Source organism: Streptomyces sp. NPDC111606 (assembly GCF_055656945.1).
In genome coordinates this window covers 280,582-305,709 of record NZ_JBVKBY010000010.1, presented here as the reverse complement: position 1 = coordinate 305,709, position 25,128 = coordinate 280,582, and the positions used below count along the sequence as shown (strand labels likewise).

The following is a 25,128-nucleotide window of genomic DNA, read 5'->3' as shown; positions in this document are numbered from 1 at the left end:
TCAGCAGTCCTTGACGTCCGGCAGCCGGTTGCCGGGCGAGCTCATGAAGATGTTGGAGACCCAGCCGCCGTACTGAGGCAGATAGGACCACCAGTCATTGGTGTACGGCGGCACCTCCACCTCCTCCCCCCGCGCCTGGCAGCCCACCAACACCTCGGCCCCGGCGGGCAGTTGCGTGATCGACGCATTACGTGTGGACGGGTCACGGCGGACGTTCACATGGCTGCTCCACGTGCCGTACCACCACCCGGCAGGCCGCGCCGCACCCGGAACATCCAGCGAGCGGGTCAGCCGGCCGATGTCCGTGAACGCCTTCCCGTACGACGTCCCGACCGGATGGAGCGTGAACACCGCCACGACGAACCGGTCACCCGCGCCCACCGTCCCCGTACTGTGCAACGCAGGTCGGGTCAGATCCACGCCAGCGGCAACCGGAGCCTGGTCCTGGTGCTGAGCCCGGGCGGCCTGGGCCCGGCCAGTTGACGCGGTCGCCGTCTCCGCCGTACGCGGCGAGGCCACCGCCGTGCCCGGCGGGCCGCACGTGCCCTCCTCGTACGACGACCCCGCCCAGCCCTGCTTGATGGCCCACGGCTTCTCGAACGCCCCGGCAATGCCGAAGTGCTGGTCGAAATCGTCGGAGGCGCAGCGGGTGGACTGGCGCAGGTTGCCCATGACGAAGTCGCGTACCGCAGCCGGTGCCGAGTCCAGGAGGTAGCGGTAGATGGTCACGGTGTCACGGGCCGAGAGCGAGGCATAGCCCCAGTAGCCGTCGTATCCGGCGGGCGGCCCAACCGTGTCCTTCAGGCCGAGACGGCCGGCCATACGGGTGATGATCGCCGGGCCGCCGTTCTGCGACCAGTAGTGATTGGCCGCGTCGTCCCAGCTGCTGCGGAGCATCGGCTCCAGCCGGGCCCGGTCTGCTGCGGGCACCATGTAGTCGGGGCCGCGGTTCCACAGGAAGTCCAACGCCAGCAGCAGTTTGACGACGGAAGCGGACCGGAAACGCAGACTCGTGTTGAGCTCCTCGGTGAAAGTACCGGCCTGCCGATCGAACACGGCAGCCCCGGCGGTGACACCGTCGGGTATCTGGACGGAAGCGGGACTGGCCTGCGCAGCCCGCCCGACGGGGGCAACGACGGCGGCGCCAGCGTCTGCCCAGGCGGGGGCAGTGGTGGGGGCGTTGGCGGTGGCGGACCCCGCTGCGGTACCTATCAGCAGCAGTGCGGCAGCGGTGGCGAGAAGGCGGCGCTTCACTGGTAGTACTCCCTGAGCAGGATCGAGTTGATCGGGGTGAGGATGACGTAGAAGCCCTCTGGGGGGCCATCGTGAAGTGGCAGTCCGTGGTGAGGGACTTGCACGTCTCGGCCAGCGCACCGTCGTACTGGTTGTTGAGGACCCAGTGGTTGCCGAACTGGTTGTAGATGGTGTGAAAGCCGTACGGCTTGCCGGTGTCACCCTCAGCGTTGCCGGAAAGACACTCGAACCCTAGACAACACGGCGGCACCAGCGGCCCTGACAGATGACAGGGTGACAACCCAACGCCATACCAACGGCACCCGGTCGACCACTAGGACTCCCCCGCTGGGCCGTGTTCATCTGCACCTGCGGACACCTATCCATCACTATCGGGGAAATATCCGATCTGCCAGGAGGTGCTGCATGCCCCGTGATGGTTTCCCTGCCCCTGATTCCGGACTCCTCCTCACTCACTTTCTGACGGTGTCCGACGTAGCCCGATCCCGCGCCTTCTACACCGACGTCCTCGGCGGTGAAGTAGTACTCGAGGAAAACCCCTGCACCATCAAACTCGCCAACGGATGGATCATCATGAACCCCGGCGGCGGCCCCACCCCGGATAAACCAGACGTCACGCTGCAGCCCCCGACCGACCCCACCACGGTCAGCAGTTTCCTCAACCTCCGCGTCGCCGACATCGAGACATGCCACCGAGAATGGAGCGCGAAAGGCGCCGAGTTCCTCACACCACCCATCGACCGCAAAGCCGAAGTGCGCTGTTACCTACGCGACCCGGACGGCTACCTCATCGAAGTCGGCCAGGCCACCGGCATGCTCCACGGCACATACGCCGACCCACCCGCCCACTCCAGCTAACCCCCCGCCCGGTGTTTCGGCGGCAGATCGGTGGGACGGGAGTGAGGGGGGAAGTGCCGAGGATTCTGGTGCCACCGAGTCCATCGGCGAACTGGTCGAGGTCAGACGTGCCGGTGGAGAGGAGCTCGACAGCGAGCACGCCGAGGAAGGCCTCGGACGGCAGGCCGAGGGCGGCGAGCGCGCCTCGGATGTCGTGGTGCGGGAAGGTCACCACGCTTTGACTGAAGGTGCGGCCAGCTGGGGCGCTTGCCGCGTCGTCCGGCTGGGGGCCGACCGGGCCCGGAGCAGGACGTTGCGCCAGTCCTCGCCGTCGGCCTGAACCACTTGGGCGTACAGAAGTGCGCTCATCTTCGTCCGCGGGGGAAACGGGCGGATGTCGGTGCCCTGGTGGACTGGGGCCGCGTGCGGGGCCGTGGCGGTGACCGCGCATTTGGTACGGGCTACGGCACAGCATCTGCACGCGGGACTCCGGCAGCAACGGGGACCCCCTGGGGGTTGCTTACACCAGCCAAAGCAAGGTCCACGACGGCAACGTCGGCTTCCGCGTCGAATTCCTCGACCCCAACTACAACTTCGCGGTCAGGGGCTGATCCCGCAGGAGCCAACCGCCATGTACCAGCCTCCGCCACGGTCGGGCGGCACAGAAGGTCCGGGACGCCCAATGCGTTCGAATTGACACACATGGCCATGAGTCGCGTACTGGGCATAAGGGACTATTCCCCCCGGAGTCCGGTCGGCGTGCATCCACCGCCTGCCGGCTACCTCCCTTCTCCCCTGGAGCGGCAATGCCCGACGCGACGACCCAGACAGTTCTGGTCTATGAGGACGATCCCGGAGCTCCTCTGCAGGAAAATGTCCCTGTACGACACCCGGTCCCCCAGCTCGACACACAGCCCTTTCCGACAGCCATCGCCGAGGCCGCGCCGCAGCCGGACGGTGCCGGGCCGGGCACGCCGGCTTTCCGCTACTGGGTGGCGGCCGACGCACTGAGCACGGGCTGCCAGATGTGGGGTCCGCTCGTTCCGACGGGAACGCAGTGGGCCCCGTCGGTCGGACGGGTCCTGACCTCGCATCTCGACGAGGGAGTCGACCTCAACGCCTTCTATGACCGACGGGGCCTGAAGTTCTTCCACCAGAGGGTGGAAGGAGTGGACGTCTTCTCGGGCGGGAGCCCTGAGATCGTCCGGCACGAGCTGGGTCACGCGATCCTCGACGCACTGCGCCCCCAGCTGTGGAACGCGGCGGTGCACGAGGCCGACGCCCTGCACGAGGCGTTCGGTGACATCACCGCGCTGTTGACCGCACTCCAGATGGAGTCGCTGCGGACCGCCGTCCTGACCCAGACGCAGGGCCGCGTCGAGCAGTCCTCCCGCATGTCGCGCCTGGCCGAACAACTGGGCTGGGCGCTGGACAAGGTTGCACCGGGCGCGGCCGAACCCGACTGCCTGCGCAACATGTCCAACCGCTTCTTCTACCGCGACCCTGTGGAGCTGCCGCCGAGCGGACCCTCGAACATGCTCAGCAGCGGGCCGCACTCGTTCTCCCGAGTGTTCAGCGGCGCGTTCCTGAAGATCGTCGCGGGCATCTTCCGCCAGCAGGACAGCCAGGACCAGGCCGCGCTGGCCGAGGCGGGCCGGATCGCCGGCCAGTTGCTGGTGGACGCCATCGTGGCCGCGCCGGTGGTGGCCGGCTACTACGCGCAGGTCGCGGGTCACATGATCGCGGCGGACCAGCGTCGCCACAACGGCAAGTACGGTCCCTCCCTGCGCTCGGCATTCACCCGCCACGGCATCCTCTCCGTGACCGCCGCCACATCCCTCACCGCGCATGAGATCTCACTGCACGCCACCGCCATGGCCGAGATGACACCGGGCGGTCGGGATGAGGACGGTCTGACGGCCATCACGGTCCAGGGGGCCGGGTACGGCGTCACGGGGCCGCTCACCCTCTACGCCCCCGGGGAGTCCCGACGCTTCGGCATCGCCGGCTCCGACCCCGCGGGCGGCTCGGTGCGACCCGCAGACCCCGAGCAGGTCGCCACGTCGTACCTGGAGGATCTCCTCCGCCGCGGCCGGGTCAAGATCCCCGCCGAGCACCGGTCCCACGTCGCGATCGTCGACGACAGCCCTCGCCTCAAGACCCACGAGATCACAGGGAGCGAGACCGCCGACGGTCTCGCCCTGGTCCGGCGCTGCTTCGACTGAGCAGCCGGCCGGGAAGTCAGCCGGGGCCGAGGAAGCGCAGGCGACGGACGGTGAGCCGTCCGTCGTCCTCGCGCTTCACGACGTGGGTCGTCCGGGAAGTAGGTTCCTCGCCCTCGAACACCGCCTGACCCCGTGCCAGCAGATCGCTGACGTACTTCTCCGTCGCCCGGCGCTCGGCCTCGTCGGTCTGCTCGTGCCCGTCCTCGCCCGGGACCGGGGTCGTGCCCTTGTCCGTACCCATATGTGAACTCTATTCCGTCGGTGCCTACAGCCCGGCGAAGGTCAGAGCGGTCGCGGTGACCGACCTGGCGATGGTGGCGGCGAAACCGGTGTCATGATCCTCGTCGAGGAGCGTGTCGCCCGGGGTGTGGTACTGCCGGGTGCCGGTCCCGGGCGCCCCTTCGGGGGTGGAGAACAGGTCCTCGGAGACGGCGACGGCCGCCCATCCCCGCTCGTGGAAGCTGGCGTGGTCGCTGCGTCCCACGGCCGGGTCGTCGGCGCCAGTCAGGTGCTGGACGGTCACCGTGGGATCGAAGGCCGGCACCGTGCGTGCGACGAGGGCGCCGAGCGCGTCGGACGCTCCCACGACCGGGCCCGGTACGGAGGATCCGGCATGGATCTCGATCTTCGGCGTGCTGCCCGGCCGAAGTCCCGCGATCATGTCCATCTGGAAGACTCCGGCGATACGGTCGCCTTGCGCGGCGGCGGCCCGTGCGTAGAACTTGCTGCCGACGAGGCCCTGCTCCTCGGCGTTGAAGAGCACGAATCGCACATTGCGGGTCGGCTGCCTGCCGTCCGCGACCAGGGCCGCCAGACATTCGGCCGCGGCCAGGACTCCCGCCGTTCCGCTCCCGTCGTCATCGGCACCCGGCGCCGGGTCCAGCGCCGGGTCGTAGGGGCGGGGTTCGCCGTTGGCGTCCTCGAAGTCACCGCCGGACGCGGTCGAGTCCAGGTGCGCAGTGATGAGGACGGTGGAGTCCGCTCCGGCGACACGGTGCTCGGCCTCCAGGTTGTATAGCTGCCGTCCATGCCACCGGAAGGAGTGCCGTCGGACGTGCAGCCCGAGTTGCTGGAACCGGCGCTCCAGCGCCTCGACGACCCTCCCGTTGTCCTCGACCGCCGCGTCCCTGCTGCGAACCCTCAGCGACTCCCCCTCGACCAGCGGCTCCACGCCGGAGATGCGCGCCACATGGCCCCGCAGGGAATCGGAGGTCACCATCGCCCGCACCGCGGCGATCGTCTCGGGGGACGGGAATCCGTTGCCGGACGCCGCCCCGGGCCGGCCCGGGCGCGTGCTCTCGGCCGCCGCGCCGGCGAGCACATCCGCCTGAGCCTCACCGGGCCGCGAGAGGAGCGTCGGGTCCGGCACCAGCCGTTCCGTGTGTCCGGGCTTGGCACCCGGCAGGTGGACCCCCTCGACCGGCGCACCGGCGGGCACGGCGAGATACACACCACCCGGTGCGGGTCCGAGCAGAGCGGCCGGCGCGGCAACCCTCCCGGCCAGGGCGTCGGCGACGAAGCCGAACACGGCCGTGGCGCGCCGCGCCGCCGCGGTCTCCGACCCCACGGCGTCGGTGGCGTCCGCCCCCGACTCGGCCTCCGTGATCGGTCGGTCGTCGCGGATCAGGAAGGCCGCCCTGTCTTCCACCGGTTCGCGCCGGTCCACCGTGAACCCGGCACGTTCGAGCGCTTCGGCACCGAGTGCGCTCGTCATGACGAGCACGAGCCGGTCCGAGGCCACATGCACGGGAACGACCTCGGTCGTCTCCGCTGCCGCGGCCAGCTCCGGTAGGCCCCGGCCGGGCGGCAGCCCGATCCGCGCGAACAGCACGGGGCGGTTCTCCATCGCGGCGAGGGCGAACACCGGATGCGGGGCCGTACGCATCCCGGCCTCCCGCGCGAACGCTCTCTCCTGGGCGTCCTCGCCGACAAACACACAGTCGTCGGCCGGCGCACCCCCGGTGCTCGCGACCGCCAGATCGAAGAGCCTGCGGCTGTCTTTCACACCCCAGTGCACAAGACTGAGGTCCGCGAAACGGCCGGGGAACGCCTCCTCGAGTGCCGCCGCTGCCCGTTCGGCCGCGCCGTCGCCCGGCCCAGGGTTGGAAATGATGCCCTTGCGTACGTCGCGGAGGGCATCGAGGACGGCGACCACCCGGGGCCGGGGCCTGAGCGTGAGTGACCCGTCGGACTCCACGCGGCCATCCGCCAGAGTGGCCCCGATGTCGAAGAAGAGCACGGACATGTGAAGTGTCTCCGAAGTGTGGGGGTTCCCTACTGTGTCCTCTGCCCGCGACCCGTCCGTCCACTGCGCGCGATCGTCCGCCTGTACCGGATTGGCGTAGGCGAAGTCTTGCTCACCCCCTCCCGTCGGACATGGGGACTGTCAGTCACCAAGGTAGTGACGGAACGATTTCCGCGGTGCCCATCCCTCGGTAGAAGCCGCACCCCTGGCGAACTCGCTCTCTCCAACTCCTGCCGATAGGTTGCTTCTTGATCCGTGAAGGACCCCTTGAATCGGGCTGATCTGGAGGACACAGCGTGACCGGGATTCCCGCTGCCTCGGCCGAGGCGCACAAGCGAATCAGGACCGACCAGCCGCACACGGCCCGGATCTGGAACTACTGGCTGGGCGGCAAGGACAACTATCCGGTCGACCAGGCTGCAGGCGACCAGATCCGCACGTTGCACCCGGGCATCGGCGACTACGCCCTCGCCGATCGGCAGTTCCTCGGGCGGGCCGTCCAGTACCTCGCCGGCGAGCGCGGGATTCGGCAGTTCCTCGACATCGGCACCGGCCTGCCGACGGCCGACAACACCCACGAGGTCGCTCAGCGCATCGCGCCGGATTCCCGCATCGTCTACGTCGACAACGACCCCATCGTGCTGGCCCACGCCGAAGCCCTGCTGACCAGCACGCCGGAGGGCCGCACCGACTACCTCGACGAGGATCTGCGCAACGTCGACACCATCCTGGAACAGGCCGAGCGCACCCTGGACTTCAGTGAGCCCGTGGCGTTGATGCTGCTCGGCGTCGTCATCTTCATCGAGGACGACGCCGAGGCGTCCGGCGTCGTGCGTCGGCTGATGGACCGCCTGCCTGCGGGCAGCCACCTCGCCCTCTCTCATACGATCACGCGGCCGGACATGCCGGACGTCGACGCCGCCGTCGCGTTCTGGAACGAGCACGGCACGCCGAAACTGACCCAGCGCACGCCGGCCGACATCGCCTCGTTCTTCAACGGGTTGGAGCTCCTCGAGCCGGGCGTCGTGTCCTGCAACCGCTGGCGATCGGATGACGGCGAGACCGATCTGCCCACCGAGGTGGCCATGTTCGGTGGCGTGGGGCTCAAGGCCTGAGCGTATGCGGGCGTATTCGGCCGGGGAGGGGCAGCGCAGGGGCGGCCTTGGTCGCCGCGTCGAGGAGCTTGAGTTCGGCCTCGCGAGCAATACGCGGGGCCAACCGGGCCGACAGCGCGGTGGAGGCGATCCCGAGAAGTGCACGCAGACCGATGGCCGCCGGTAGGACCGTGAAGAGGACACAGTTCGGCGCATTCGCTGGGATCTCGTCGCAACTGATCTCGGCCTGGCAATTGACTTGTTCGGCCGTGAAAGGCCCCCAGCCTTCCGACTGGAAGGTGAATTTCGTCTTCAGCTCCACCGGCGTATCGGACCAGTTCGGCCTCTCGTTGATCGGGTGCTGGACGGTCACGTCAACGATCGCCACGGAGCCGATCAACGAACGGCCGGCTTCATCGCCGCAGAGGTTCACCTTCTCTCCTGTCCCTCCGGCGCGGGACATCTACCCCTTCGCGGCGGACCCGGTGAGCGGCAAGATCAGCTGCTCCATGATTCCGGAGAACGCGCCGCAGAGAGTCAAGATCCATGTGACAGGTGAAGACGGCTATGGGCCACTGCAATCCGTCACGGCGGACTTCGAGATCCTCATCCAAGGCGAGCCCCCCTGATCAAGATCGGGCAATGGCCTCGAGTTCCCGTTTCAGCCGGGCGACGGCGCTTTCCGGTGTCTCTCGCTGGGCCATGGCGTCGTGGACAACGGCCTGAACCGCGAGATTCACCTGGTCGTAACGCGGGGACTTGGGCCGCGGCTTCGCAGCCAGCACGGCCTCGCGCAGGGTGGGCAGATAGGGGTACTGCCGAATGAGCGCCGGGTCGCTGTAGAGGTCGGCCCGTACGGGAGGCAGGCCGCCGTCGGCCAGGACCTGCCGTTGGACCCGGTCACTGGTCAGGTACGCCAGGAGATCATTCGCCGAGGCATGGTGACGAGAGTTCGCGTTGATCGCGAGATTGGAGCCGCCCAGGATCCCGGCTGCGTGGTCCCGCGTCCCGGGCAGTGGCACCACGCCGAACTTGCCGGCGACTTCGGAGTCCGCGCCATTGGCCAGTGCGTGTACGTAGGGCCAGTTACGAAGGAAGAGCAGTCGGCCTTCCTGGAAGGCTTTGCGGGATTCCTCTTCCTTATATGTGAGTGCCTCCTTGGGGATCCAGCCTTCTCGCACTCCGTCGGCAAGGAACTCCAGGGCCCGGCGGGCAGCAGGCGAGTCCACCGTCACCCGCTTTCCTTCGTCGACCAGGATGGAACCGCCTTGGGACTGCACTGCTTCGGCGGCGTTCACGGTCAGGCCTTCGTAGGGCAGGAATTGCCCTGCATATCCGTCCAGCCCGTATTTCGGCGCCAGTGTTTTGGCCAGGAGTTCCAGCTCGGCCCAGGTACGCGGTGGCTTCTCCCCCTCTTTATCCAGGATGTCCTTGCGGTAATAGAACAGACCCGCGTTGGTCACGTACGGCAGTGCGTACAGGTGCCCGTCGAAGGTCGCGGTGTCCACGACGGTGGAGAAGAAGGTCTTGATGGGGAACCGGTCGGCATTGAGGGGAGAGATCCAGCCCGCGGCGGCGAATTCTGAGGTCCATGCCACGTCGATGTTGAGGACGTCGTAGCGGTCGCTGCCGGAGCGGAGGCTGGTGGACATCTGCGCCCGGACCTCGTCGGCGGCTTCGGGCAGTTCGACGAGGGTGGCTTTCTCCTGAGGGTGGGCCCGGTTCCAGTCCTTCAGGACCCCGTCCAGGTATCCGGTGAGGTCCCCGCCAGTAACCAGCGTCATCGGGCCTCTGCCATCGGACTGCTGAGATTCTGCCCCGGTGGCCGTGTAGCCGACGTAACCGGCGCCGATCAGGGCAGCCACCAGTAGCCCCCTGCCCGCGGCACGGGTCCACCGCATGACTCCTCCTGGTGCAATGAGGCAATTGCACCCTACTCGATCTGTCTAACGGTTAAGTATTTAGGGGATACTGGACGTCGCGCAGGCGACCGATACCTTCAGCGCCCCAGTGGGGCGGGGCTACCCAATAAGACCTTACGTCGGGGAAAGGAGGCGGGCGAGATTGCGTCTGGCTCTGCTGGCCCTCCTGGCCAATGGACCGGCCCACGGCTACCAGCTCAAGCTGGCGCTGGAGGACCTGCTCGGCGCGGCATATCCCCAGCCGAATATCGGGCAGATCTATGTGACCTTGGGCAGGCTGGAGAAGTCAGGTCTCATCGAGGGTGAGGATGTCGCTCAGGAGGCCCGCCCGAACAAGCGGACCTACCAACTGACTCCGGCAGGGCGTGAGGCGGTGGTCGCGTGGTTCGAGGAGCCCACCGACGAACCTCGGGTCCGGGGTGATTTCTTCATGAAGATTGCCTTGGCTCCGGAATCAGGGGTGGCCGATCAGATCGCGTTGATCAACAAGCAGCGCCGCCACTATCTGAACGCCATGCGTGATCTGTCGAAGCTGGCTGCGGCCGAGGACCAGGAAAATCGGGTGGCACAGCTGCTGATCGAAGGCGCCGTGCTGCACCTTCAGGCGGACCTCGACTGGTTGGAGCGTTGTCAGGAGGAGCTGGAATGAAGCGCCAGGCGCCTTCCGGGTCCGGCGGGACCAACTCTGCCGCCGACGGGAACCAAGCCACTGAAACCGAGCCGCTCCTGCGCGCCGAGAACCTGGTCAAGACCCACCAGGCTGTGGGGGCCGCCGTCAAGGCTGTGCGCGGGGTGGACCTGAGTGTCGGACGAGGCGAGTTCGTGGCCATCACCGGCCCTTCCGGTGCCGGTAAATCCACGCTGCTCCATCTCCTCGGCGGTCTCGACCGTCCCGACGACGGCCGGATCTGGATCGAGGGGCGGCGGACCGACGCCTACAGCGAGGCCCGCTGGGCCCTGCTGCGCCGCCGTAGCATCGGGATCGTTTTCCAGTTCTTCAACCTCGTTTCCCAATTGACCGTGGCCGACAACGTCGAGCTGCCGGCGCTGCTGGCCGGGTACAGCCCTTTGCAGGCTCGAAAGGCACGCGCGGAGCTCCTGTCCGACCTCGGCCTCGAGGGCAAGGAGAACAGCACTCCTGGTGAGCTGTCCGGTGGCGAACAACAACGCGTCGCCCTCGCTCGCGCCCTGGTCAACCATCCGGCTCTGCTACTCGCCGACGAACCGGCCGGCAGCCTGGACAGCAAGGGCACCCGGGAGGTGCTGCGGCTCCTCTCCAGCTTCCACGGGCGGGGGCAGACCATCGTGCTCGTCTCCCACGACGCCCGGATGGCGAGCGCTGCCGACCGAGTCATCAGCCTCTTCGACGGCCGGATCACCGACGACGCCACGCTGAGCCGTGAGGGACCGCGGCCCGGTGGAGTTTCCGGCACGCTGGAAATCGGGGGCTGATCTGTGCGTGCCATGGTGCGCTGGGTACGGGCCGATCTCCGCGGCCACCGCGGAGAGGCTTTCTTCCTGCTGCTGGCGACCGCCGGGATCATCGTCTCCCTGCTGCTCGCCGGGGCCCTTCTCAGTTACGCGGCCAACCCGTGGCAGCGGATCTTCACCCAGTCCTCCGGCGCTCACGTATGGATTCAGACCAAGGCCGGCGCCGACCCCGGGGCCCTCGGCCGGCTGGACGGGGTGCAAGCCGTGTCAGGGCCGTTCCTCACCGCACCCGCGACCGCCGGTGTGGCTGGGAGCACGGCGGCGGTACAGGTGCGAGCCGTCGGCGCCGAGCCACCGGGGGTGGCCCGGCCGCTGGTCACAGTCGGCCGCTGGCTGCCTCCTGGCGCTGTGGACGAGGTCGTACTGGAGAGTTCGTTGGCTCGCGCGCTCTGGGCCGAGCCCGGGGACGAGGTGAGCGTGCGCGTCAAGGACGAAGCCGCGCACTCACTGCGTATCGCCGGTATCGCCGACATCGCTGAGCCGCAGTACGAGCCGGGCGAGGTGCCCGGAGTGGTGTGGGTGTCCACGACCACGTTTCTCCTGATGGCACCGACCGAGCCGCACGAGCAGGTCATCGGGCTACGGCTCACAGATCCCCAGGACACCGACTACGTGATCCAGCGCGCCGTCACGGAGCTCGGCGCCGACCAGATCGCCGACATCTCCACCTGGCAGGACGCGCGGGCCAGGGCACAGGGGGGCGACCGACTCCTCGGACTGCTGCTGGGCGTTTTCGGCGTGGGCGCACTGCTGGCGGCAGCGCTTGCCGGGGCGGGTGCGGTCGGCACCAGGATCCTCAGCTCGCTCCGGGACATCTCCGTGTTGAAGGCGGTCGGTTTCACTCCGGCGCAGCTGATCCAGATGTTCCTGGTCGAGTACCTGGCTCTGGCCGTGCTGGGCATCCTCGCCGGTGCGCTGCTGACCGAGCTGCTCGGAGCCCGTCTGCCCGGCCGTGCCGGGGAGGCCGTGCAGCTGTGGCAGGCGCTCCCCGGGCATGTCTGGGTGCCTACCGGTGTTGTCGCCGGGGCCATCGTCCTGATCACCGCGACGATCGCGTCAGTGGCCTGGCGGGCGGGCCGCGTACCGCCGGTGCCGGTGGCCCGGGCCGCCGTCCCCTCCAGTCGGCGGATGTCCGGAACCGTACGGCGCGCGCTCGGCCTTCACTTGCCGCCCGCCCTTGTTCTCGGCTGGCGCGGCGCCTTCCAGTTCCCCCTTCGCGCATGTGCGGCGGTGGGGCGTCTGGCTGTCCCTCTCTTGCTCATCACGATCGCGCTCGGCACCTGGACGACGCTCGACCGGTTCGAGAACGACCCCCAGGACGTCGGAATCGTTGCTGCGCTGACGGCACGCGGCGACGGTATCGACGACACATCGCTACGGCGTTTGCTCAGCGCGGATCCGGCGGTGGCAGGCGTGTATGCGGGTGCCGACGTCGCGGCGCTGGTACCGGGGCAGACCGGCACGATCACACTCCGGGGCCTGGGCACCACAGGTGCCCCCTACCCGTTCGACGTGGCCGACGGCCGGGCGCCCGACGGCCCGGACGAGGCCCTCGCCGGGCAGGGGCTGCTCGACCTCCTCGGTGTGAAGGTCGGGGACTGGGTCCGCATCACTGTCGGGGGCAGCCCTCAGGTCCTGCACATCGTCGGTCGCGGCATCGAGCCCGAGGACGGTGGACGGGTCATCTCCACCTCCCTGAACACGTTGCAGGAAACTGATCCCGCACTCCGGCCGGACTTCTACGCCCTCGTCCTCGAGCCGGGCGCCGACCCCTCGGCCGCCAGGGACCGGATCAGGGAGGACGCGGACGGACGGTTGGACATCCGTGAGACCGCGAACCCGGTCGGCGAGCTCACTTCCGTGCAGCCGGTGATCGCCGGCGTGGTCGCGGTGCTGGCGCTGATCGGCCTTGCAGAGCTGTCGACGACCATCGCAGCCGGGGTGCGGGACCGTCGCCGTGACCTCCTGGCGCTCAAGGCCATCGGGCTGACGCCGCGGCAGATCGTGGCGGTCATCGTGGCTGGTACCGGCTTTATCGCCTTGGCTGCCGCGGTAGTCGGCACATGCCTGGGAGTGCTGGCTTCCCAGTGGCTCATCAATCTGCAAGGGGCTTCCAGCGGCATCGGCTCGGGCATCGCTCAGCCACCGCCGGTCATCACGCTGGTGGTCCTGGCATCGGCCGCGGTGATCGGTGCGGTCGCCGTATCGGTCCTGCCCGCGGTGCGCGCTGTCCGCCACCGTCTGGCGGACACTCTCAGTGACACAATGTGACCCGTTTGTCCCAGGTCATATCAGGCCCTCGCGCAGTGCATAGGCCACGGCCTGGGAGCGGTTCTTCAGCTGGTAGCGGCTTGTGATGTCGTGCAGCGCGCTCTTGACGGTGCGCTCGGAGTAGCTGAGCTCGCGTGCAATTTCGCGTGTGCCGTAGCCCTCGGAGACCAGTTGCAGCACGCGCATTTCCCGTTCCGACAGACCTGTCGGCTGTTCCTGGACCGCCGAAGGGGCCAGTCGTTGCAGCCGGCCCTCATGCTCGAGAAGCCGGCCCAGCAGAGCCGCGGGGAGGGAGCCTTGCCCTGCTGTCGCACCGACGATGAGCTGAACCAGCCGGCACGCGGTGGCCTCGGCGCGCGGGAGGACCGCGCACACTCCCACTGCCGCCACCTCCAACAGCCGTTCCTCGGCCAGTTCGTCGGTGACCAGCACCATGCGAGAGCACCCGTGGCTGCTCACCGCCCGCAGAGCACGCACCGTGGCGTCTGAGAAAGCTTCGACCGCGGTCACGGCCACCGTGCGTGCGGTGATGCTGTCCTTGCCGACGAGAGTCACCTCCGGCCGGCTTTTGAGTGCCGCTTCCAAACCCGCTGTCGTGAGGGGGTCTTCGGCATGGACGAACACCGGTATCCGCGTGGTCACAGACGCACCTGCTTTTCTTGTTCTTCACCCGAGCTCGGCCACGCGCAGAGCAACGATGCCAATGCCGCCGAAAACGCCGCACAGCAGGTGGTCGCCAGGCGTAACGCTCCATCCCGCACTCGGGACCGACTTCTTGGCGCTACGCAGCCGGAGGGATGCTCTGAGTCGCGGCTGCCCTGCCGACTCGGAGGCCGGCCCGGCTTCGCCAGCTGTCCGGCTCGGCACATATATCCATCCACTCCGACAGATGGTCGACGATGTCGAGTCCGCGCCCTCGCTCTTCGTCAAGGTCATCGCAGCGAGGGCGGGACACCCGTGCGGCAGGACCGGTATCGGCCACATCGATACACAGATGCTCAGCCGACAGGCTCACATTCACTGTCATCTCGGCGCCGCCATGCTGGGCCGCGTTACCAGCCAGCTCGCTGACGATCAGGCCTGCGGCATCCCGGTCCGGCTCGACAACTCCCCAGCTCGCCAGGAGGGCGAGGACGAAATGCCGGACGGTGCGGACTCGGCACGCCTCCGCCGGCAGGGCCATCATCGCCCGTCGGCAGGTGTCCGGCTCGTGCACGTCGGCAACCGCAAGGGATGGTGCCGCCGTGTGGCTCGGCAAGGGACGGAACCTGCGTGGTGTGGCGACACCGGCTTGTGTGGGATTCATGTCATGCCTCGCTGACTTCTTCAGCCACCGGACGGGTATGCCATGCGCCTGTAACAGCGCGCGCTGCTCGGCGATACCGGGCACAAGTTGCTGGAAGGGCTCCCCTCGCCGGGCCCTGAGGGGCCGACGGTCTGAGTCTCGTGCGGGAGCTTCATGCATACATGTTATGTATCACGCAGTGCCACGGTCAATGTATCTGCGCAGTAAAACTCACAGGTAACCTGCATCAATGTGCGGAAGGATCACTACTGGGTGAGGTCAACATGTAAGTAAGGTGCCGCCCGCTGCCTGGCTGAGGTGGGTTTGGGCCCTGGCTGAGGTGGGATGTGCGCCGCCGTTCCGCCCTGCCGACGACACCCGCAGCCCGGCCAGGCCGATCACGGAGGGGCCGTACGGGACTGGATTCAGTCCTGGTATGCCTTGGCTGCCGCTTCCTCCAGCTCCGCGGCGGCGCCCTCGGGGTCGGAGGGGTCACGCAGAAAGCTCTGCAGAATCCGCCACTGGCCGGCGCCGTCGGTACCGCCGAAGGATGCCGGGGCCTGGTCGGACATGTCGAAGCGCACCCGGTCCTCGGCATTGACCAGCGAGTCGGCCATGGCGCGAGTGGTGAGGTTGTCATAGGTGTGAATGTCAAGCTGTTTGTTAGGTGAAAGAAATCCGCCCAGCTTCGCCCACACAGCAGCTGCCTCCGCGGTGGCAAGATATTCGACCAGCTTCATCCCGGCGGCCGAGTTCTTGCCGTCTTTCAGGACGACCGCGGCGTCACCACCACTGATGATGGGGAAAATGCCGCCCTCCCTGGCGGGGAAGGAGAAGAAGCTGACGTCCTGGCCGATCGTCTTACCGAACCGGTCCTTGGCGACACCGGCGACGAAATCACCCTCGAAGACCATGCCGGCTTCCGGCTCCGTTCCGAAGACCTTCTCCACCGAGCCGGGAAAGTCGGTATTCAGGGCACCTTCTCGGCCCCCCGCGATGAGGTGGTTTTCCTTGAAGAGCTTGCCGAGGGAAGTGAGTGCCTCGACGACCGATGCGTCGGTCCATTTCAGCTCGTGGGCAGCCAGGGCGTCGTATTTCTCAGGTCCTGCTTCCGACAGGTAGACGTTTTCGAACCAGTCCGTGAGGGTCCAACCGTCCCGCCCGGCAATGGCGAACGCCGCGAGCCCCGAGTCGGAGATGGCCTGGCCGGCGGACAGCATTTCTGCAAATGTCGCGGGCCGCCCGACATTCGCCTCGGCGAAAACTCTGGGGCTGTACCAAACCGCCGACTTATGGGCCACCTTGTAGTACACGCCGTACAGGGTGCCGTTCACGCTGCCGTACTCTCTCCACACGTCAGCGTAGTTTGCGTCCACTGCCTCCCGCGCCGAGACCGAAAGCGGCTCCAGCCATCCTTTGCGTTCGAACTGCCCGAGCACGCCCAGCTGCGGGAGCAAGGCCACGTCCGGTGCGTCCCCGTCTTCGATCATGCCGCCTACAGCAGTGGACACGTTGTTCCCCGTGGACACGAAGGTCACCTTCGCCCCGGTCTTGTCGCTGAAGGCGTCGAGTACCTTCTGGAAGTTCTTCTGCTCACTTCCGGTCCAGGCGCCGGCCACGGTGATACGCGTACCGCTCAGCTCTTTGTTCCCACCGTCTTCCTCGGCGAGTCCGGAGCATGCAACGCTGGAAACCAAAATGAGTGCGATACAGCTGGCGAGCGGAGGGTCTTGTCGACGCATTGTTGTTGATGTCCTTCTCGGTGCGGCGCAGTGGCGGTTTCGCTGGGTGAGGTGGTGCTGCCGAGGAAAGCGAAGGCTCGGATATCGGCCAGAGGAATGCACGCATGCTAGAGAGAGCTTCCCGAGGTCTCAACGAGAGCGCGCAAAGCGTGCACCTTCGGGCAGAGGGGCGCCTGCCGGACAGCTGCCATAAGACCGCCTCCCGAGGTGTCGGGTGCTACGGCGTCGTGGGGCCCGCCGGCTGCCACCACGCGGCGGAGGCATCACGCAAGGTGTTGGTGCCGCAGTGCACCTCCCTCATTCCGAGGTGATACGTGTACCAGTCGTCGATGTACGACACCTTCAGGCCCGCTCGCGCAAGGAGAGCAGCGAACGAGCCCCCTCCGTCGTGCCCAAGCTCTCCACCGCCAACGGCCTGATCTACCTATGCGCCAAGGATCCGAACGCCATCGGCGTCGCCGCCTGGTATCCGACGGCCGTCGACTTCCGCATTGGCGCCACTCGTTGGAAGCAACTCGTCGGGACCGGTCTTCTGTACGACAACACCTGGGCGCCGGTCACCATCGGCCCTGACGGCACCGCCTGCACAGGCGTCTTCAACGACTGACCGCCGTGCGCGGCGGGGACAAGACTGGGCCGTGAACGTGCTGGTTGCAGGCGGTTGTTGACGGCCACGACCAGCGTACGGCGGCGGACTCCGCTCCGGTGACGGATCAGCGTCCACCGCATGCCTGTCGGCGCCGTGCCGGCGCACCGGCCGGCGTGCCCGCGACCGGGTCGCCCGTCAGGCTCGCCCCTCGGCGGAGGCCCGCCTCCGGGCATGCCCTCAATCACATATGCGAACCACGCCTCTGTGAATGCCGGAGCAATTGTGGATGACGACAGGGCTCTTGTAGCCCCAAGTGGGCTCTGCTTTCCTGGTTAGGAAAGTTTCCTATCAATCCCCCACCTGAACGAGGTTCATATGAGGGCATCACCTCTGTCGCTTCGGCAGGGTGCGGTAGCCGCCGCGCTCGGCAGCATCCTCCTGCTCCTCCTCAGCGTCATCCCGACCGGCTCCGCCCGAGCGGCCGGCGCGGATCAGCGTGCCGCGGCCGCCACCCCGGTCTCCGTGAACGGCCAGCTCAGAGTCTGTGGCACCAAGCTGTGCAACAGCCGCGGGAATCCCATCCAGTTGCGAGGCATGAGCACCCACGGCACCCAGTGGTACCCGCACTGCCTGACCAACGGTTCACTCGACGCCCTCGCCGGCGACTGGAAAGCCGACGTCCTGCGCGTCTCGACCTACGTCCAGGAGGGCGGCTACGAGACGAACCCGCAGCACTTCACCAACCTCGCGAACTCCCTCATCCAGCAGGCGACCGACCGCGGCATGTACGTGATCGTCGACTGGCACATGCTCACCCCGGGCGACCCCAACACGAACCTGAGCAAGGCCCGGCAGTTCTTCACCGACATCGCCAACCGCAACAAGGACAAGAACAACGTCCTCTACGAGATCGCGAACGAGCCCAGCGGCGTGAGCTGGTCGCGGATCAAGAGCTACGCGGAGCAGATCATCCCGACCATTCGCAACATCGACTCCGACGCTCCCGTGCTGGTCGGAACCCGCGCGTGGTCCTCGTTCGGTGTCTCCGAGGGCGCCAACGAGTCGGAGGTGGTGAACAACCCCGTCAGGGCGTCCAACATCATGTACACCTTCCACTTCTACGCGTACTCGCACCGCGACGAGTACCTGGCGACCCTCTCCCGCGCCGCCGACAAGCTCCCGGTGTTCGTCACCGAGTTCGGCACCCAGAACTACGCCGGCGAGGGCAGCAACGACTTCGCCATGTCGCAGCGCTACCTCGACCTCATGGCCGGCAAGAAGATCAGCTGGACGAACTGGAACTTCTCCGACGACAACCGCTCCGGGGCCGTCTTCAAGACCGGGACGTGCGACCGGTCGGGCCCGTGGACCGGCACCTCACCGCTGAAGCCCGCCGGAGTGTGGATTCGCGAGCGCATCATGTCGCCGGACAACTGGTAGTGAGCGAATGAGCGAACGTGAATGAGCGTGATCGAACCGGTGGCCTGTGTGTCTCACACAGGCCACCTCACCTTGCGGAGCGACGTGGCCGGCCGGTCATCCCTTGGCCGGTGTGGTGGGTGCCGCCTCCGTCGGGTTCTCCGTAACGGATGACGTGATCACCTCGGAGGTCGCGGAGCGTCCGCCGCGCCGGTCCATGAGGCCGCCGGTGAAGGCCAGGCCGAGGCCCGCTACGGCCAGGGCGGCGCCGACGAGGTTCGGTGACGCCCAGCCCCAACCGGCGGAGATGGCCAGTCCGCCGAGCCAGGCGCCGCCCGCGTTGGCCAGGTTGAACGCGGAGTGGTTGGAGGCTGCGGCCATCGTCGGGGCGTTCTTGGCCTTCGCCATGAGCAGCATCTGGACCGGGGTGGTGATGAGGGCACCCATCGCGCCGATGAAGGTGATCGTGACCAGCGCCGGAATGGTGCTGTGGACGGTGAAGTAGAACGCCACCAGGCCGGCCGCGAGCAGGGCGAGGCCCGCGTAGAGAGTCGGGCGCAAAGCGCGGTCGGTGAGGGGGCCGGCCATCAGCGTGCCGACCGTCATGCCGACGCCGTACAGCGCGAGGACCAGGGTGGTCGAGGTGTCGGAGATGCCCGTCAGGTGCGTCAGCATCGGCACGAGGTAGCTGTAGACGGCGAAGAAGCCGCCGAACCCGACCACTGCCGTGGCCAGGCCGATCGCGACCTGCCGGTTCTTCATGGCCCGCACCTCGTGGCGGATGCCGGACTGCTGAGCGCGGGGCTGGTGCGGGACGAACGCGGCCAGGGCGGCGAGCGCGACGAGCCCGATGACGGCGACGGCGACGTAGGCGGACCGCCAGCCCAGCTGCTGACCGAGCGCGGTGCCGGCCGGGACGCCGACGATGTTCGCGACCGTCAGGCCGAGGAACATCATCGACACGGCGCGTGCGGCCCGTTCGGGGGCGACCAGCCGGGAGGCGACGACGGCGCCGACTCCGAACAGCGCGCCGTGCGGCAGCCCCGCCAGGAAACGCGCGGCGAACAGCAGGCCGAAGTTCGGGGCGAACGCGGAGGCGATGTTGCCGACCACGAACAGCCCCGACAACAGCAGCAGCAGCTTCTTGTGCGGTATGCGTGCACCGATGCCGGTCAGAACGGGGGCACCGACGACGACACCGAGCGCGTACGCCGACACGAGGTTGCCGGCCTGAGGCACCGACACCCCGACCCCGTCGGCGATCTGGGGCAGCAGCCCCATCGTGGCGAACTCGGTCGTGCCGATGCCGAAGGCGACAACGGCAAGGGCCAGCAGAGCCAGAGGCATGGTGCGGGAGAACCTTTCGAAGACAACGGTCCGAGGACGAGCAGGACGAGGGAGCAGAGAAGGCCGAGGTCGGGGGGACACCCACCTCGGCCGGCCGCGTCGAGCACCGTTGCCCAGCGCGCCCCCACACAGGGCGAGCCCACGAACAGTGCAGCACGGGCCGGAGACAGCGCATTCCAAGATCGGGCCGCGTCTTGACGTGACCTATGTCATGCCGCCTCGGTGCCGCCCACCGTCGGTGGAGGTCAACCGGTCCGGGCTGGCTCGGCCGGGGCCTGGGCGTAGGCTTCGGTCGGCACGGACACAACGGGGGCGGGCGTATGGAGTCTGGGGAAGCGCAGCGATGGGCGTCGTCGCTCGACGCGGTCGTGGTGTACGCGCAGGGTGCGCTCTGTACCCGGGTGGCGCGGGGCACCGTGCCGGCGCACGGCAGGGTGCGGGTGACGGGACTGCCCCGGTCGATGGACCCGGGCTCGCTGCGCGCCAAAGTCGTCGGTGATCATGGCGTGCGCGTCACCGAGGTGCGTGTGGAAGTGGATGCCGAACTCCCCGGCACCGACGCGGCCGACAACCTGCGGCACGAGATGGAGAGGCTGCGCGACGCCGGTGGCGCGGCACAGGGCCGTCGTGACCGGCAGCTGGGCCTCATCTCCGAAGTGACGGCCCTGCGCCCGGTTCCTCCGCCCCGCAATCCCGAAGACCCGCCCCGCCGTACGCCCGCCGACGCGTGGCTGCGACTCGCCGAGTTCGTCGACGAGCGGCTGCGGGGACTGCACCTCCGGCTCGTCGAGCTGGAAGAGGAACTGCGCCACGTCGAGCACGAACTCTCCATAGCCACGGACCGCTGGGTCCGCGCCTCCACCGACGTGCGGTCCGAGCACGTCGCAACCACGGTCGTCGCGGTCCTGACGCTCGCCGGAACCGGAACCGGAAACGGAAGCGAAAGCGGAACTGTGGAGCTGGAGCTCGAGTACGGCGTGCCGGGAGCCGTCTGGGTCCCCGCCTACCGCCTTACGCACCGTCAGGGCGACGACAGCGGCACCCTGGTGCTGCGTGCCTCGATCGCCCAGCGCACCGGCGAGGACTGGACCGGGGTCCGCATCGGTCTGGCCACCGCGGATCTGCGGCGCCGCACCGACCTGCCCGCTCTGCGTTCGATCCGGGTCGGACGGCGACAACCCGCCCCCGCGCCCACCGGCTGGCGGGAACCCCCCGCGGGGCTCTCCGATCTCTTCTCCGGCTACGACGCGGCAGGCACCCGTCCCGTTCCGGCAACGGCGCCTGTGCCCGTGGCCGCCGCAGGTCCCGTCCCCACGCCGCCGGTACCGCAGGGGTACGGCATGCCCGCAGTGCCCCCACCCGCGCCCGTCGCCCCTCCACCGGCATCGCTGGGGTACGGCATGCCGCCCGCCATGTCCGGTCCCGTCCCTCCACCGCCGCCGGCACCGCAGGGATACGGCATGCCGCCCGCCGCACCCGCTGAGCCCACAGGCTTCGCCGGTGCTCCGCCGACAGCGTTCGACACCGCCGTGGCCGCCCCGGCGACGCCGAGGTCGCCATCGGGACGACCGAGTGGTGGGGCTGGGCCCGCCCCCAGGCGCGGCGCTGCTCCCGCCGCCATGACGCCGGAGGCCGCGGTCCAGGCGGGCCCGCCGCCGTCACCACCGGTGGCGGTCGGTCCGCCGCAGCCCAGCGGCACGGAGCTCGACTACGCCGCGCTAGTGCTGTCCGGCGCCGACGAGAACGCCGGCCGCCGAGGCAGGCTCTTCCCCCACACGCCCTACGACGCGGTGGCGGACGAGTACCGCCGCCGCGCCGATACGGTCGCCGCGCTGCCGTTGCCCGGACACGCCGTGCGGCCCCGCGAGTCGGCGGGCTCCTTCGACCACCGCTACGACGCCGTCGCCCGCGCCGACATCCCCTCCGACGGCACCTGGCACACCGTCACCGTCACCGACATCCCGGTCGGCCTGCGCACCGAGTACCTGTGCGTGCCGTCGGTGGAGCAGACGGTCTACGCCACGCTCGTGCTCTCCAACGCCACCGACCAGGCCCTGCTCGCCGGGCCGGTGGAAGTCACCAGCGACGACGACTTCCTGACGACCGCCGCTCTGCCCACGCTCGCTCCCGGCGGAGTGCGCCGGATGGGGCTGGGACCGGCCGAGGGCATCCGGGTCACCCGCCGCACGAACCTGCGCGAGTCGACATCGGGGCTGCGCAACAACACGACCGTGCTCGCCCACCAGGTCCACGTGGAACTGGCCAACCGGCTGGCCCATGCCGTCACCGTCGAGGTCCACGAACAGGTTCCGGTCACGACCGAACCGGACGTCCGGATCGAGGAACGGGCCGACTGGACAGCGCCCGAGCAGGACAGCGGCCCCGACCGGCACGCCCCGGGGACCCGCGTCTGGCGAGTGGACCTGCCCGCCGGCGGCAGCACCGCCCTCGACGGCGGCTACGACATCCGCGTCCCGGCCGCCAAGGCCCTGGTCGGCGGCAACCGCAGGAGCTGACACCATGCCCACGGACACCCGGCCGATCCCCCTGCCCGTCACAGCTGTCACCTGCCTGGAGGACCGCGCCCATATCGAGCGAACCGCCGAACTCGACCTGACCGCAGGCATCCAGCGACTGCGCCTCGGGCCGATCAGCGCACTCGCGGTCGACCGCACTCTCCACGCGGAACTGACGGGTGACCACCGGCCGACCGTCCTCGACGTGCGTGTCGTCCGCACCTGGACACCGCGGGCCCCGCTGCCCTCCGCCGACGACTCTGCCCTGCGCACGCGGATTCGCGCTCTCGAAGAGGAACAGCTCACCCGCGGCCACGAACGCGACCGGCTGCGCACGCGCCTCGACCTCCTCGGCCGGCTCGCCGCCGATCTCCTGCGGGACATCGCCGAAGGGACCGGCTACGGGGAGACGGACGAGACCCGCTGGACCCGCGAACTGGACCGGATCGACTCCGAGCGCGATTCGTACGCCGAGCAACTCCGCACCGCCGAAGCACGGTTGACGACCCTGTCCAGAGAGTTGATGGAGACTCGCCAGGCCATCGACCTCGCCGAGGAACAGCCCGCCGAACTGGTCGGCCATGTGGAGCTGACCGTACAGGCCGCAGTCGCCGCGCCGGTCCGGCTGCGTCTGACCCACCTGACCTCGTGCGCTCTGTGGCGCCCCGCCTACCGGGCCGTACTCGACGGGGAATCGCTGACTCTGGAGACCGACGCGATGGTCTGGCAGCGCACCGGCGAGGACTGGTCGGACGTACGCCTCACCCTGTCGACGGCCCGCTCGGCACTGACCACCGACCCGCCGCAGCTGACCGAGGACCGTCTGACCCTCAAGGATCGCTCCGCCGCTGAGCGTCGGACCGTCGACGTGGAATGGCGGGAGGAGGAGACCGCGGACCTCGGGCCGACCCCGGTACTCGGCCTTCCTGGAGTGGACGACGGCGGCCGGACGCGGGTGCTGCACTCCCCTGTGCCCGTCTCCGTCCCCGCGGACGGCCGCGGCCACCGGGTGTCGCTCACCGCCGTCACCGCCACCGCGAGCAGCGAGTACTCCTCCTCACCCGAACTGTCGCCGCTGGTCACCCAAGTCGTGCGGTTCGACAACACCTCCGGCCACGCCTTGCTGGCCGGGCCCGTGGACCTCGTCCGCGGCAGTGGATTCACCGGCCGCGGCACGCTGAGCTTCACCGCACCGGGTGCCCCTGTCGAGCTCGCCTTCGGCAGCCACGACGACTACCGGGTGATCCGGCATGCCGAAGAATCCCGCGACACTGCGACGTTGACCCAGCGAACCGTGATCACCCGCACGGTCCGGCTGCACCTGTCCCGCTTCTCCGCGCCCAGAGACCGGATCGAGCAGATCGTCACGCTTCGGGAGCGGATCCCTGTCTCCGAGGTGTCGGCGGTGGAGGTCCGCCTGCGCAAGGAAGCCTGCGCGCCGGAGCCCGATGCGGTCGACGCCGACGGCATCGCACGCTGGGACCTGCGGCTGACGCCCGGCGGACACCGCACGATCACCCTGGTCTACGAGATCTCCGCGAGCGGCAAGGTCGCGGGGCTGTGAGCGAGCGGGTCCGCCCGGGACTGTCGTGAACTGAAAGGGCGGGCAGGGCGGGAGTCAGTGCTGGTATTCGAAGGCTCCGATGTCGCACGCCGGGCCTTGAGGCCGCAGCACGCCGCGCTGGTCGGCGGACGGGCAGTCAGCGCCGCCGTCGATGGCGGGACTGCCGGGCAGCAATGCCACGGTGTTCGTCGGCCCACCGTTTTCGCCGAGGGGCCCGAGGTGGGGATCACGGCTGGGGAGATCGCCTTCGGCCGTGAGGTGGCAGTTGTTTCCGCTGTCGAGGTTGTTGCCCCGTGACTCGATGGTGGCGAAGACGTTCTTGCAGTCGCTGGTGGCTTGGCCGATGGTGTTTCCGGCGATGATGGTGTTCTGCAGGGCGAGGTGACCCAGCGGCAGGTTGATGGGGTCGGTTATGGGTCCCGGCAGGCTGTCCAGGTAGGCGGGGGCGATGTTGATCCCGCCGCCGCCGTCGGTGGCGGTGTTGCCGGTGATCGTGGAGTTGCGGATCTCCACCAGGCCGGTGCCGCGGATGTCGATGCCGCCTCCGTAGCCGGACAGGCTGCCCGGCCGGTCCCAGTCGTCGGTCACCCGGTTGTCCGCGATCGTCGAATTGACCACGGTGCCGGTGTCGTCGAACCGGATGCCTCCGGCCTCGCCCGATATGTTGCGGCTGACGGTGCTGTCGATCAGCGACAAGTGGGAGTTGGGGATGTTGAAGATACCGCCTCCATAACCGGCACGGTTCCCCGTTACCGTTACCCGGCGCAGCGTCATGTGCTTGCTGTTGGCGATGCCGCCTCCGCCGGGGTCGGTGATGGGCACCTCCCGCTGCTTGGCGTCTCCTCCGGTGATGGTGAGGTCGGACAGCTGCGTGTCTGCGCCCATGCGGAAGACCCGGTCGATGTGGTCGGCATCGACGATGGTCTCCCGCGCCCCGGCCCCCCGGATGGTGGTCGGCTCGAGGACGTTCAGGTCGCCCTTGGTCGGGTCGGCGGTGCGCCCGTTGAGCTGGTCGGGATTGGGGGGAATGGTCAGCCGGTAGTGGGCGGCGGGTAGTTCGATCGTGCTGCCGGGCTGGGCGTTTGCGGCCATGACCGCCGCGCGTAGGGTGCAGGTTCCTGTGGCGGTGCGGCAGATGCCGTCGGACGCGTCCGCATCCACGGCGTCTTCCGTGGAGTTGACCGTGAAGGTCGCCGGCGCGGAGGCTGCTTGCGCAGAGGCCGGGGCGGCGGCGACGATCCCTGCGAGGGCCGCCAGCGAGGCGGTCAGCGACGAAAGGGCAGTCGAACTTCTCATGGAGGTGCGCTCCTACTCGGGGGAAAGATAG

General features: G+C 68.6%; 19 protein-coding genes and 2 pseudogenes. 10 read left to right on the top strand and 11 right to left on the bottom strand.

What is annotated here, in order from left to right:
• Nucleotides 1-1,254, bottom strand: a complete 1,254-nt coding sequence (locus ACZ7M7_RS32380; protein ID WP_472123044.1) for a hypothetical protein — start codon at nt 1,252-1,254, stop codon at nt 1-3.
• 405 nt (nt 1,255-1,659) lie between these two features.
• Here ACZ7M7_RS32380 and ACZ7M7_RS32375 point away from each other — a divergent pair, with 405 nt between their 5' ends.
• Complete coding sequence (locus ACZ7M7_RS32375; RefSeq protein WP_472123041.1) at nt 1,660-2,112, top strand: VOC family protein; 453 nt, start codon at nt 1,660-1,662, stop codon at nt 2,110-2,112.
• Nucleotides 2,113-2,897: 785 nt separating this feature from the next.
• Nucleotides 2,898-4,316 carry a gluzincin family metallopeptidase gene (locus ACZ7M7_RS32370; RefSeq protein WP_472123038.1) on the top strand — a complete coding sequence of 473 codons (1,419 nt, stop codon included), beginning with the start codon at nt 2,898-2,900 and terminating at the stop codon, nt 4,314-4,316.
• A gap of 16 nt (nt 4,317-4,332) precedes the next feature.
• On the opposite strand, the gene ACZ7M7_RS32365 is transcribed toward ACZ7M7_RS32370, so the two are convergent.
• Together ACZ7M7_RS32365 and ACZ7M7_RS32360 are read right to left on the bottom strand one after the other, a co-directional pair.
• Entirely contained in the window at nt 4,333-4,557 is a 225-nt protein-coding gene (locus ACZ7M7_RS32365) for a hypothetical protein (RefSeq protein WP_472123035.1), read from the bottom strand.
• Between the two features lie 24 nt (nt 4,558-4,581).
• A complete protein-coding gene (locus ACZ7M7_RS32360; RefSeq protein ID WP_472123032.1) occupies nt 4,582-6,561 on the bottom strand; it encodes a M20/M25/M40 family metallo-hydrolase in 1,980 nt (659 codons plus the stop codon).
• Between the two features lie 296 nt (nt 6,562-6,857).
• Between ACZ7M7_RS32360 and ACZ7M7_RS32355 the strand changes: the two genes are divergently transcribed.
• The gene (locus tag ACZ7M7_RS32355) at nt 6,858-7,676 is read left to right on the top strand and encodes an SAM-dependent methyltransferase (RefSeq protein ID WP_472123029.1); all 819 of its coding nucleotides are present in this window, start codon (nt 6,858-6,860) and stop codon (nt 7,674-7,676) included.
• Here the strand turns inward: ACZ7M7_RS32355 and ACZ7M7_RS32350 are convergent.
• Both ACZ7M7_RS32350 and ACZ7M7_RS32345 read right to left on the bottom strand, forming a co-directional pair.
• On the bottom strand, nt 7,666-8,088 hold the full coding sequence (locus tag ACZ7M7_RS32350) for a hypothetical protein (protein ID WP_472123026.1): 423 nt from the start codon (nt 8,086-8,088) through the stop codon (nt 7,666-7,668). The genes ACZ7M7_RS32355 and ACZ7M7_RS32350 overlap by 11 nt on opposite strands.
• A gap of 196 nt (nt 8,089-8,284) precedes the next feature.
• Nucleotides 8,285-9,556 carry an ABC transporter substrate-binding protein gene (locus tag ACZ7M7_RS32345; protein ID WP_472123023.1) on the bottom strand — a complete coding sequence of 424 codons (1,272 nt, stop codon included), beginning with the start codon at nt 9,554-9,556 and terminating at the stop codon, nt 8,285-8,287.
• 163 nt (nt 9,557-9,719) lie between these two features.
• Here ACZ7M7_RS32345 and ACZ7M7_RS32340 point away from each other — a divergent pair, with 163 nt between their 5' ends.
• From ACZ7M7_RS32340 to ACZ7M7_RS32330, 3 genes are read left to right on the top strand one after another with little or no spacing between them, the layout of a single operon-like run.
• Entirely contained in the window at nt 9,720-10,226 is a 507-nt protein-coding gene (locus ACZ7M7_RS32340; RefSeq protein ID WP_472123021.1) for a PadR family transcriptional regulator, read from the top strand.
• Nucleotides 10,223-11,029, top strand: a complete 807-nt coding sequence (locus ACZ7M7_RS32335; protein WP_472123017.1) for an ABC transporter ATP-binding protein — start codon at nt 10,223-10,225, stop codon at nt 11,027-11,029. Before ACZ7M7_RS32340 ends, ACZ7M7_RS32335 begins: the two co-directional genes overlap by 4 nt.
• A 3-nt stretch (nt 11,030-11,032) precedes the next feature.
• Nucleotides 11,033-13,339, top strand: coding sequence for an FtsX-like permease family protein (locus ACZ7M7_RS32330; RefSeq protein ID WP_472123015.1), 2,307 nt, complete (start codon nt 11,033-11,035; stop codon nt 13,337-13,339).
• 15 nt (nt 13,340-13,354) lie between these two features.
• On the opposite strand, the gene ACZ7M7_RS32325 is transcribed toward ACZ7M7_RS32330, so the two are convergent.
• The 4 genes and pseudogenes from ACZ7M7_RS32325 to ACZ7M7_RS32310 all read right to left on the bottom strand — a co-directional run.
• Nucleotides 13,355-13,981: a helix-turn-helix transcriptional regulator gene (locus ACZ7M7_RS32325; protein WP_383605518.1), complete on the bottom strand. Its 627-nt coding sequence runs from the start codon at nt 13,979-13,981 to the stop codon at nt 13,355-13,357.
• A gap of 139 nt (nt 13,982-14,120) precedes the next feature.
• Nucleotides 14,121-14,555, bottom strand: coding sequence for an ATP-binding protein (locus tag ACZ7M7_RS32320; protein WP_472123012.1), 435 nt, complete (start codon nt 14,553-14,555; stop codon nt 14,121-14,123).
• Nucleotides 14,556-15,049: 494 nt separating this feature from the next.
• On the bottom strand, nt 15,050-16,366 hold the full coding sequence (locus ACZ7M7_RS32315) for an ABC transporter substrate-binding protein (protein WP_472123009.1): 1,317 nt from the start codon (nt 16,364-16,366) through the stop codon (nt 15,050-15,052).
• Between the two features lie 217 nt (nt 16,367-16,583).
• Nucleotides 16,584-16,727 (bottom strand): annotated as a pseudogene (locus ACZ7M7_RS32310) (protein-arginine deiminase family protein); the annotation flags it as partial.
• Here ACZ7M7_RS32310 and ACZ7M7_RS32305 point away from each other — a divergent pair.
• A pseudogene (locus ACZ7M7_RS32305) lies at nt 16,728-16,973 on the top strand (hypothetical protein); the annotation flags it as partial. It abuts the pseudogene before it with no gap.
• A gap of 357 nt (nt 16,974-17,330) precedes the next feature.
• Entirely contained in the window at nt 17,331-18,395 is a 1,065-nt protein-coding gene (locus tag ACZ7M7_RS32300; RefSeq protein WP_472123006.1) for a glycoside hydrolase family 5 protein, read from the top strand.
• Nucleotides 18,396-18,491: 96 nt separating this feature from the next.
• Here the strand turns inward: ACZ7M7_RS32300 and ACZ7M7_RS32295 are convergent, their stop codons facing one another.
• On the bottom strand, nt 18,492-19,721 hold the full coding sequence (locus ACZ7M7_RS32295) for an MFS transporter (RefSeq protein ID WP_472123003.1): 1,230 nt from the start codon (nt 19,719-19,721) through the stop codon (nt 18,492-18,494).
• A gap of 320 nt (nt 19,722-20,041) precedes the next feature.
• Here ACZ7M7_RS32295 and ACZ7M7_RS32290 point away from each other — a divergent pair, with 320 nt between their 5' ends.
• Together ACZ7M7_RS32290 and ACZ7M7_RS32285 are read left to right on the top strand one after the other, a co-directional pair.
• Nucleotides 20,042-22,237 carry a DUF4139 domain-containing protein gene (locus ACZ7M7_RS32290; RefSeq protein ID WP_472123000.1) on the top strand — a complete coding sequence of 732 codons (2,196 nt, stop codon included), beginning with the start codon at nt 20,042-20,044 and terminating at the stop codon, nt 22,235-22,237.
• 4 nt (nt 22,238-22,241) lie between these two features.
• Nucleotides 22,242-23,801 carry a mucoidy inhibitor MuiA family protein gene (locus ACZ7M7_RS32285; RefSeq protein WP_472122998.1) on the top strand — a complete coding sequence of 520 codons (1,560 nt, stop codon included), beginning with the start codon at nt 22,242-22,244 and terminating at the stop codon, nt 23,799-23,801.
• Nucleotides 23,802-23,855: 54 nt separating this feature from the next.
• Here the strand turns inward: ACZ7M7_RS32285 and ACZ7M7_RS32280 are convergent, their stop codons facing one another.
• A complete protein-coding gene (locus tag ACZ7M7_RS32280) occupies nt 23,856-25,097 on the bottom strand; it encodes a choice-of-anchor Q domain-containing protein (RefSeq protein WP_472122995.1) in 1,242 nt (413 codons plus the stop codon).
• Between the last annotated feature and the right edge of the window lie 31 nt (nt 25,098-25,128).

What these genes read in the sequence shown, in the direction of transcription:
- ACZ7M7_RS32360 (WP_472123032.1), bottom strand. Translation starts at nt 6,561, where the DNA reads ATGTCCGTGCTCTTCTTCGACATCGGGGCCACTCTGGCGGATGGCCGC.
- ACZ7M7_RS32365 (WP_472123035.1), bottom strand. Translation starts at nt 4,557, where the DNA reads ATGGGTACGGACAAGGGCACGACCCCGGTCCCGGGCGAGGACGGGCAC.
- ACZ7M7_RS32345 (WP_472123023.1), bottom strand. Translation starts at nt 9,556, where the DNA reads ATGCGGTGGACCCGTGCCGCGGGCAGGGGGCTACTGGTGGCTGCCCTG.
- ACZ7M7_RS32375 (WP_472123041.1), top strand. Translation starts at nt 1,660, where the DNA reads ATGCCCCGTGATGGTTTCCCTGCCCCTGATTCCGGACTCCTCCTCACT.
- ACZ7M7_RS32280 (WP_472122995.1), bottom strand. Translation starts at nt 25,097, where the DNA reads ATGAGAAGTTCGACTGCCCTTTCGTCGCTGACCGCCTCGCTGGCGGCC.
- ACZ7M7_RS32335 (WP_472123017.1), top strand. Translation starts at nt 10,223, where the DNA reads ATGAAGCGCCAGGCGCCTTCCGGGTCCGGCGGGACCAACTCTGCCGCC.
- ACZ7M7_RS32285 (WP_472122998.1), top strand. Translation starts at nt 22,242, where the DNA reads ATGCCCACGGACACCCGGCCGATCCCCCTGCCCGTCACAGCTGTCACC.
- ACZ7M7_RS32290 (WP_472123000.1), top strand. Translation starts at nt 20,042, where the DNA reads ATGGAGTCTGGGGAAGCGCAGCGATGGGCGTCGTCGCTCGACGCGGTC.
- ACZ7M7_RS32295 (WP_472123003.1), bottom strand. Translation starts at nt 19,721, where the DNA reads ATGCCTCTGGCTCTGCTGGCCCTTGCCGTTGTCGCCTTCGGCATCGGC.
- ACZ7M7_RS32370 (WP_472123038.1), top strand. Translation starts at nt 2,898, where the DNA reads ATGCCCGACGCGACGACCCAGACAGTTCTGGTCTATGAGGACGATCCC.
- ACZ7M7_RS32315 (WP_472123009.1), bottom strand. Translation starts at nt 16,366, where the DNA reads ATGCGTCGACAAGACCCTCCGCTCGCCAGCTGTATCGCACTCATTTTG.
- ACZ7M7_RS32300 (WP_472123006.1), top strand. Translation starts at nt 17,331, where the DNA reads ATGAGGGCATCACCTCTGTCGCTTCGGCAGGGTGCGGTAGCCGCCGCG.